Genomic DNA, 7,023 nt, shown 5'->3' with positions numbered 1-7,023 from the left:
ATGCGTATAGGGTGTTCTCCGTTGCCGCCGCGCGCGACGCTGCCGATCCTTATTCGCGTGACATCGCCGTCCAGCCGCTCGCCGCGCGCCAACCGGTGCTGACCGTCGGCGTGCCTGTAAAAGCGGAGCTCAAATTCTTCGGCGATACGGCCATGCAGACTGGTTTCGAAGCTTCGCTTGCCATTCTGTCGCGGCTTGGCTGCCGGCTGGTCGAAATCCCCTTCGGCGATTTCTACGCCACCGCCAACCTACTCTATGAGGGTGCCTGGGTGGCCGAGCGCTATGCGGCGATCCGCGATTTCATGGAAGCCAACGAAGCCGCCTTGCATCCGGTGACGCGCAAGATCATCGGCGGCGCCAGTAACCTATCGGCGGCAGACGCCTTCCGCGGCCTCTACGCCTTGCAGGCCTACAAGGCGAAGCTCGCCCCGGTCATTGCCTCGGTCGACCTGTTCTGCGTGCCGACCGCCCCAACGCACTATACCACTGCTACCGTGCTCACCGATCCCGTCGAGACCAACAGCCGGCTCGGCACCTACACCAATTTCGTCAATCTTCTGGACATGTGCGGCATCGCCGTGCCGACCGGCAAGCGCGACGACGGGCTGCCGATGAGCGTGACGCTGCTTGCGGCCGCCGGAGCGGACGGCCTTGTAGCATCCGCCGCGCGCGATCTCCATGCCGCGAGCAGTCTCACCCTCGGCGCGACTGGCTGGCGGCAGCCGAGCGCGCAGCCTGTCGGCGCATCAATCGAAGATGGCACTATCGAGTTGGTGGTGGTCGGCGCTCACCTCTCGGGAATGCCGCTCAATGGCCATCTCAAGGAGGCTGGTGCCCGGTTCTGCCGGGCGATGAGGACGGCATCTTCATACAAGCTATATGAGCTCGCGGGCCAGACCACGCCCAAGCCGGGACTGGTCCGTGTTGAAAACGGCGGCACTGCGATCGAGGTAGAGGTTTGGCGGCTACCTGCCGACGCATTCGGCCACTTTGTGGCCGCCATCCCGTCGCCCCTGGGCATTGGCAATATAGAGCTTGATGATGGCAGCACCGCCAAAGGTTTTCTAGTGGAATCCGTGGGCTTGCTAGGCGCTTTTGATATCTCGTCATTTGGGGGCTGGCGCCGCTTTCTGTCAGATCGTTCCCGCTTGAACACTTCGTCAACGGAATATGCGGAGGCAAGAGCAGGTGGCGACACCGCCCGCGGCGGTTAAACTTGTGATATCCTTGATCGCGAAGCCGGAAGCTGCCGTTTCGTTATCGGGCCCCGCTTCTGCCTTCATCTCTCGTTTCTCGAGTGGCCAATCAAAACCGAGGAGTAACACGATGGGTTACTCGATTTGATCCCGCCACACACGGTCGCGCACCATGGAATATCGGAAAGACCGGTAGGACGAAGCGGCTAGCTCTGCCCGCGAAGATTCTTCGTCCCGTTTCGGCGATCAATCCCGGCGTGGGTCGTAAGGCTTGGCGGCCCGTTGAGCGACGCGCTCGCGGTACCTCGCGTCGGTTCCACTTCGGTTTTCCGGCTTGGTAAGCGTTTCGACAGGCTTCCCGAGGACAACCAGCAGCGTGTCCCATTCTTCCTGGCCGAGCGTCTTGTAGCGGTACTTCAGACCCGGCGAAGCCAAGAGCTGCTCGATCTCAGGCCGCGCGAAAGAGGCCGCAGGGCCAATGCGGCGAAAGCCGCTTCGCACGGCATCGGTAGCCGCGGTCAGGTCGCTGAAACCATACTTGCCCGGATCGTAGACGGAGTACTCGCGCAGCAGCCGCAACAGGTCGGGCACGGCATCGACGCCGCGGTCCCCCTGGCGCTTGATCAGGCCGGTGGCAAAGCGGCTGACCTCCGGATCTGCGAGAATCGCGCGCTCTTCGGGCAGAGGATCGGTGTATTCACCCACAGGGAGGCCGGCCAGGGCATTGATCCAGTGGCGCGCCTCCTTCTTGTCGGTGGCCGCGAGGTAGCGGCGGGCGGCGAGCCGCCGCAGATCGGCGGAGTCGCCATCGACCTGTTTGATGATCGCCCACAGCCCGTCTGGGGATCGCACCCGTGGGTCCTCCAAGACGCGAACCAGCAGGCGCCGGTCGCTTTCGCCGAGCGGCTGGTCGTTCGCGCGGAACGAGTCCATCCATTGATTGGCGAGCGCGAACACGGGACCGCTCACCGGCTTACGCGGATCGTCGAGCGCTCTGGCAAGTTCCTCGCGCGTTCTCGCTTTCGCCGCTTCCATATTCACGCCGCGCGAAACGCTGGTGTGGTCGAGCAGTAGCCGGTTGACCGGAACCTCGGCGTACATCCTTCCGTCACCGAGCCGCAGACGCGCCCAGCCGAACCGGAAGTTCTCGATCCCGCCCGAAGTCCCGATCAGCAACGGCGCCGCCGGGGCAAAGATCGACAGGATCGACTGCCGCACCAGCACCTGTTCACCGGCGTCGGTGATGGTGAGCGCCTTGCGGTGGGGTGCGGAGGGTTCGAGCGACCAATCCAACCGTCCCGATCGGGGCTTGGAATCGGGCGCGGCAGGGCCGTCCTCGATAGCGATGGTGAAGTCGGGTTCGGGGGCGTCGTCGCTTTGCAGCAACGCCTTGCCCTCTGACATCATCAGGTTCCATTCGGCTTCCAGCGCGCGCTGAGGGGCGAGCGGATCGGAGGCATCGTAGCGCCGCTCTTCCAGCAGGCCATGCCCGATGACGGTGCTTCGTTTTCCGGGCGTCGAGTCCGGCACGACGCGGTAGGTATAGGAATGACCGCGAAGGGTCTGGACGCGGACCGAAGTGACGCCCGGGGTCTTGAGCAAGGCCGCGCACAATGCATCGCAACGGCCCTCGAACGGGCGGGCGAGGAGAATATCGCCCTTGAGCGCAATCGGTGCGTTCGACTGAATGTCCGGCTCCTCCAGGCTGGCCAGCATGCCCTTCGCCCAGGTGAGGCCTGGCTGGGGGATGGTCCAAAACAGTGCCAGCGTCGCGGCGCCCGACATGACGTTCAGAGGAACGCCTGAAAGGAAACTTCCGAGCAGCAAGCAGAACAGCGCGAAAGCGATGCCATACATGAAGGCCGTTGGCATCGACCCGAGGATGAGCCCCGGGATGATCAGGAAACTGCCGATGATGACCAGCCATGGCATTGTCAGCGCCACGAACGCGCCGACGCCGGTGATGATCAAGTAAGTCTTCAACCACATGCGCGGAACCTTACCGCGCAGAATTCAAAAAATGATAAAGCTACTGATCTCGGGTCGGTGCCGTTTTTCGGCATCCACCCGTTGACGGAATCTCGTTACGCTCACCTCAAAGGCTGTCGACCGTCCGCCTTTGGGGGTTCTGGCGCCCACATCACATGACCGACTCGGGTCGCAAGGGGAACGCCAGCTTCTAGCCCATCGCGCCCAAACCGGAAGGACAGCAGACGGCCCCAAAGCTGCCGGACTCCAATGCGCCTCATGTCGGCCGTTGAAGTCCAACTTTGCCACGACCTGAAATGCCCAGGGTCGGAGGACGCGAAGACCGAAATCGCCTTTGGGCGGCAGCGGTCCGATGGCCGATTGTCCCGGAACCTCAGGCCGATCGAAGAGTTGCCATTGCTTCACAAAGGAGAGGCTGATGGTGGAAAAATCGGTCGACAAGAAAGTTGGCAAGCGCCCCGGCAAGGAGCTTGAAGCAGACGCGCGAGGCCAATCAGAAGAGCACCACAAAGGCGGAAAGAACGACGGTGTCTCAAGCGCCAATCCGCGCGTTTTATCAGGCGAGAAGGATGGCGACGCCACATTTCCTCTAAAGCGGGAACAGTGACAGCAGCGTCATTCCAGCGCTGACCGAACCAAATCTCGCCCACGGTTGTCTGCGACTGATTGCGCCCCAGCTGGCCTCGGGAACGAGGCTGGACCAGATAGCTCTGATGTCGCAGCCGATTCAGGGTACAATTTCCGCAATACAGAAACCCTGGCGCTGAAACCAGTGGTTCCAGGCCTAATGAAGAGGACGTCTCATCTCTGGCCTAAACGCGTTGTCGCGCGAAGGTGTTTGGGTGGTGATTATGTTGTTTTCTGTGGAAGAGGCCACCCTCAGTGGCGGTCGTTTTTGTGTGGATAAGACGTGCATGGCCTATTGGTTCTGCGCGTCATGCCGCGCACTCTCACGCAATGAAGGCGGAGTATGTTGAACTGGTTCTGTTCGAGCAGTCTTTCGCCAATATCAATCGGCCGTTTGCCGATCGAGTGGCTGACGTCGCGGAAAAGACTGGTGGCTCTGTTCTGTTCGATATTCGCGTCGAGGACGACACTCGCATTCAAAGGATGGCAGCTATCGGTTATGGCGCAAACGGAACCGTAGCGATCATGATGAACAAGCAGGGACAACTTAGCACCACGCCGGTGAATGGGAACGACGACATTCTCGTTGCCGAACTTACTGCTTGGTGTTCGCTACCGATGGCTAAACAGGTCTGCGTTAGTTACCATGGTGCAGCCGCGCGCCTGCTTGCTAACCTTCTTTGAAACGAAACGTGTTGGCGCGTTTGACACAAGGAGCCACCTCAATGGGCGGGCCAGGCGCCGGGGCCTCAGCGTAAGGGTGTGGCCCTACGATATCTCCAGCGCACGTATGCGGGTTGGTACCCTACTCCGGCGCAATTTCAAATGTCGGGTTTTCTTTACTAGCGAATCGTCATTGCCGCACCAAAGACGCAGTTCCAAGAACAGATTTTGTACTCTTGGCGACAGTCTCTACCCCTGCTGGTATTACAAAGACTGTAGACTTGCGCACAATCCGAACCGCAGCTTTTATGCTCGCCTACGTCCGCTAGAGCGCTTTCATCGATGCTGTCCTTGGAGGTCACACCACATTGATGATTATAACCTGGCAGGCCAGGTGACGCGGTCGCGTCGCCACATTGTTCGACGGCGATCGCCGATACATTTGCAAGGGCAACAAGACCGAGAGAAGCTAATATTACAATTGATATGTGGCGCATGATTGCTCCATTCGATCGATGAATTAGTTGAAGAAAGTGGAACAAACATTATTCCATCTTTCATTGTCTTTAAAAAATCAATGTCGCTTGAAGATGCTTCTTCGACAGGATTAATTATCCTCGATGACGGCGCTGCTGTCTTGTGCTATGTTTTGTTCAGCCTGCTGCAAGAATTGCAGCGGTGATGCCGGGGGCTGCCGATGCGTTACCTGAACTCCGCTCACTATATCGATGTGGTGGCCAAGACCGGTTCGATCCGCGCCGCCGCGGAATTGCTCGCCATAACCTCGACGGCGCTCAATCGGCGTATATTGGCGATGGAGGCCGAACTCGGCGTTGCCATTTTCGAGCGACTGCCTCACGGCGTGCGATTGTCCAGCGCCGGCGAACTTCTAGTGCAGCACATGCGCAACCAGTTATCCGATATGGAGCACGTGAAATCGCAGATTGCAGACCTTGCTGGCGCCCGGCGCGGCCATGTGGCGATCGCCTGCAGCCAGGCGCTATTGCCCTACCATCTGCCGATGCAGATCTCACTCTACCGCAAGGAACATCCGAATGTGACCTTCGGAGTGCACCTGCGCGACCGGGAGGAGGCCGAGCGTGCCTTGGTCGATCACACGGCCGACATTGCCATCGTCTACGAGCCAACCCGGCTGGCTGCCTTCATGACACTAATACGGGTGCACCAGCCGGTGCATGCGGTTATGCGGCCCCATCATCCGCTGGCTTCTCACGAGACGGTGCGCTTGCGCGCTTGCCTCGACTATCCAATCGCGCTTCCCACATCAAGTTACGGTGTGCGCTACCTGCTCGACATCGGGGCGCAATCGTCATCGCTGCAGCTGGAGCCGGTGATTCAGTCAGACAGCTTCGAATTCCTGCGCAACCACGCTATCTCAGAGGATATCATCACCTTCCATTTCCCGATTGGCCTATCCCACCAGACGATGACCGGTGACATGATCTCCCGGCCGCTCGACTTGCGCGACGTGCCCGCTGGCATGCTCTATGTCGGCCAACTCAAGGGCCGCACCCTACCGGTGGCCGCTGCACGTTTCGCCGACCAGCTTTCCGCTTCGCTGGCGCAGCAGTATGAGGTCTCGTGATGGCGCCTATTAGGGGTCAGAACAAGAGCAGTGCCGGGCATCTTGCATCCTATCAAATGAATGCAATCGAAGGACGACCTATTCCCGGAACGCTCGGTGAACCTGGCCCGACAAGGCTTCAGCACGTAGGACCAAACGTTGCGATCGCCTGTCTGAATGTGGACCTCCGCAGGCATGCCAGGCTGTAGCCGCCTTCCACGCGGGCATGCTTTTGGTCGTCGAGCGTCGTCCTCCCACGAAATAGGAAATCTTGCGCTGTTGGTCCTTGATCAGATCGGCTGAGACTCTCTGCACGGTCCCCTTGCATTCCGGGGTCGTATTTGCGTCGCACGCGGAGAAGCGCATGGAAACCGGCTGTCCGGGTTCGACGTCATCGATGCTGGCGGGCGCGACCATGCCTGTCGACCACGAACCTGTCCTGTTCAGGAACAATCAGCATGATGGTCTCGCGGGGACTGGACGGCACGCTCCTGGACAAGTCCTGACTGGGGAGCGCGGATTTCGGTCAGCGCAAGCTGGTCCTGCGCCACTGTCTTCCGCTCGACGAGTTCGGCCTCCTTGCCATCGAGTTCGCGCAGTTCCTCGTTTGCCTCCGGTCTGGTGCTGCACCTTTTTGGGGTTGCTTTCGACGACCACGGTGCCCGATGCGATCACGGCCCCGGCGAGCGAGGTCGTTGCGGCCAAAGCGCCGACGCCGCCGACAAGCACAACGCAGACTGTCAGCCACAGCAGGACTTTGCCCGGATGCCTTCGCCGGATTTCTCCAGAGCGCACACCGAGCCGGAACCTGGAAGTCTGAACGGCGAGATCATTTCGGCCAAGGAAGACAGCATGTCTTCCAGCTATATGAGATTGTACTTTTCCGGGGAGAGGACCAAGCTATCGGGAAGGGCGTGGTCGGCTATCGAATCAGTGCTCAAACTGCGATGGAAATCCCGCAAC

At 60.1% G+C, this 7,023-nt stretch carries 6 protein-coding genes and 1 pseudogene (1 of these 7 only partly in view); 6 read left to right on the top strand and 1 reads right to left on the bottom strand.

The features are described 5' to 3' along the window. Nucleotides 1–1,214, top strand: a pseudogene (locus EOB80_RS25435) (allophanate hydrolase); it begins 556 nt to the left of the window's first position. 228 nt (nt 1,215–1,442) lie between these two features. Here the strand turns inward: EOB80_RS25435 and EOB80_RS25430 are convergent. After that, nucleotides 1,443–3,167, bottom strand: a complete 1,725-nt coding sequence (locus tag EOB80_RS25430) for a hypothetical protein (protein WP_164762715.1) — start codon at nt 3,165–3,167, stop codon at nt 1,443–1,445. A gap of 436 nt (nt 3,168–3,603) precedes the next feature. Between EOB80_RS25430 and EOB80_RS25425 the strand changes: the two genes are divergently transcribed. The 5 genes from EOB80_RS25425 to EOB80_RS34850 form a co-directional block, all read left to right on the top strand. After that, on the top strand, nt 3,604–3,792 hold the full coding sequence (locus EOB80_RS25425; RefSeq protein ID WP_127322616.1) for a hypothetical protein: 189 nt from the start codon (nt 3,604–3,606) through the stop codon (nt 3,790–3,792). A gap of 275 nt (nt 3,793–4,067) precedes the next feature. Next, a complete protein-coding gene (locus EOB80_RS25420; protein ID WP_245466439.1) occupies nt 4,068–4,496 on the top strand; it encodes a hypothetical protein in 429 nt (142 codons plus the stop codon). Nucleotides 4,497–4,974: 478 nt separating this feature from the next. After that, nucleotides 4,975–5,157: a hypothetical protein gene (locus EOB80_RS25415; protein ID WP_127322615.1), complete on the top strand. Its 183-nt coding sequence runs from the start codon at nt 4,975–4,977 to the stop codon at nt 5,155–5,157. Between the two features lie 15 nt (nt 5,158–5,172). After that, complete coding sequence (locus tag EOB80_RS25410) at nt 5,173–6,081, top strand: LysR family transcriptional regulator (RefSeq protein WP_127322614.1); 909 nt, start codon at nt 5,173–5,175, stop codon at nt 6,079–6,081. A 558-nt stretch (nt 6,082–6,639) separates the two neighbouring features. Next, on the top strand, nt 6,640–7,023 hold a 384-nt coding region (locus tag EOB80_RS34850; RefSeq protein WP_206516842.1), incomplete at its 3' end, for a hypothetical protein.

Origin of the sequence: Mesorhizobium sp. M7A.F.Ca.MR.245.00.0.0, from assembly GCF_003997415.1 — a bacterium.
Lineage (GTDB): Bacteria > Pseudomonadota > Alphaproteobacteria > Rhizobiales > Rhizobiaceae > Mesorhizobium.
The sequence above is the reverse complement of the archived record's forward strand: the minus strand, read 5'-3'. Positions and strand labels throughout refer to the sequence as shown.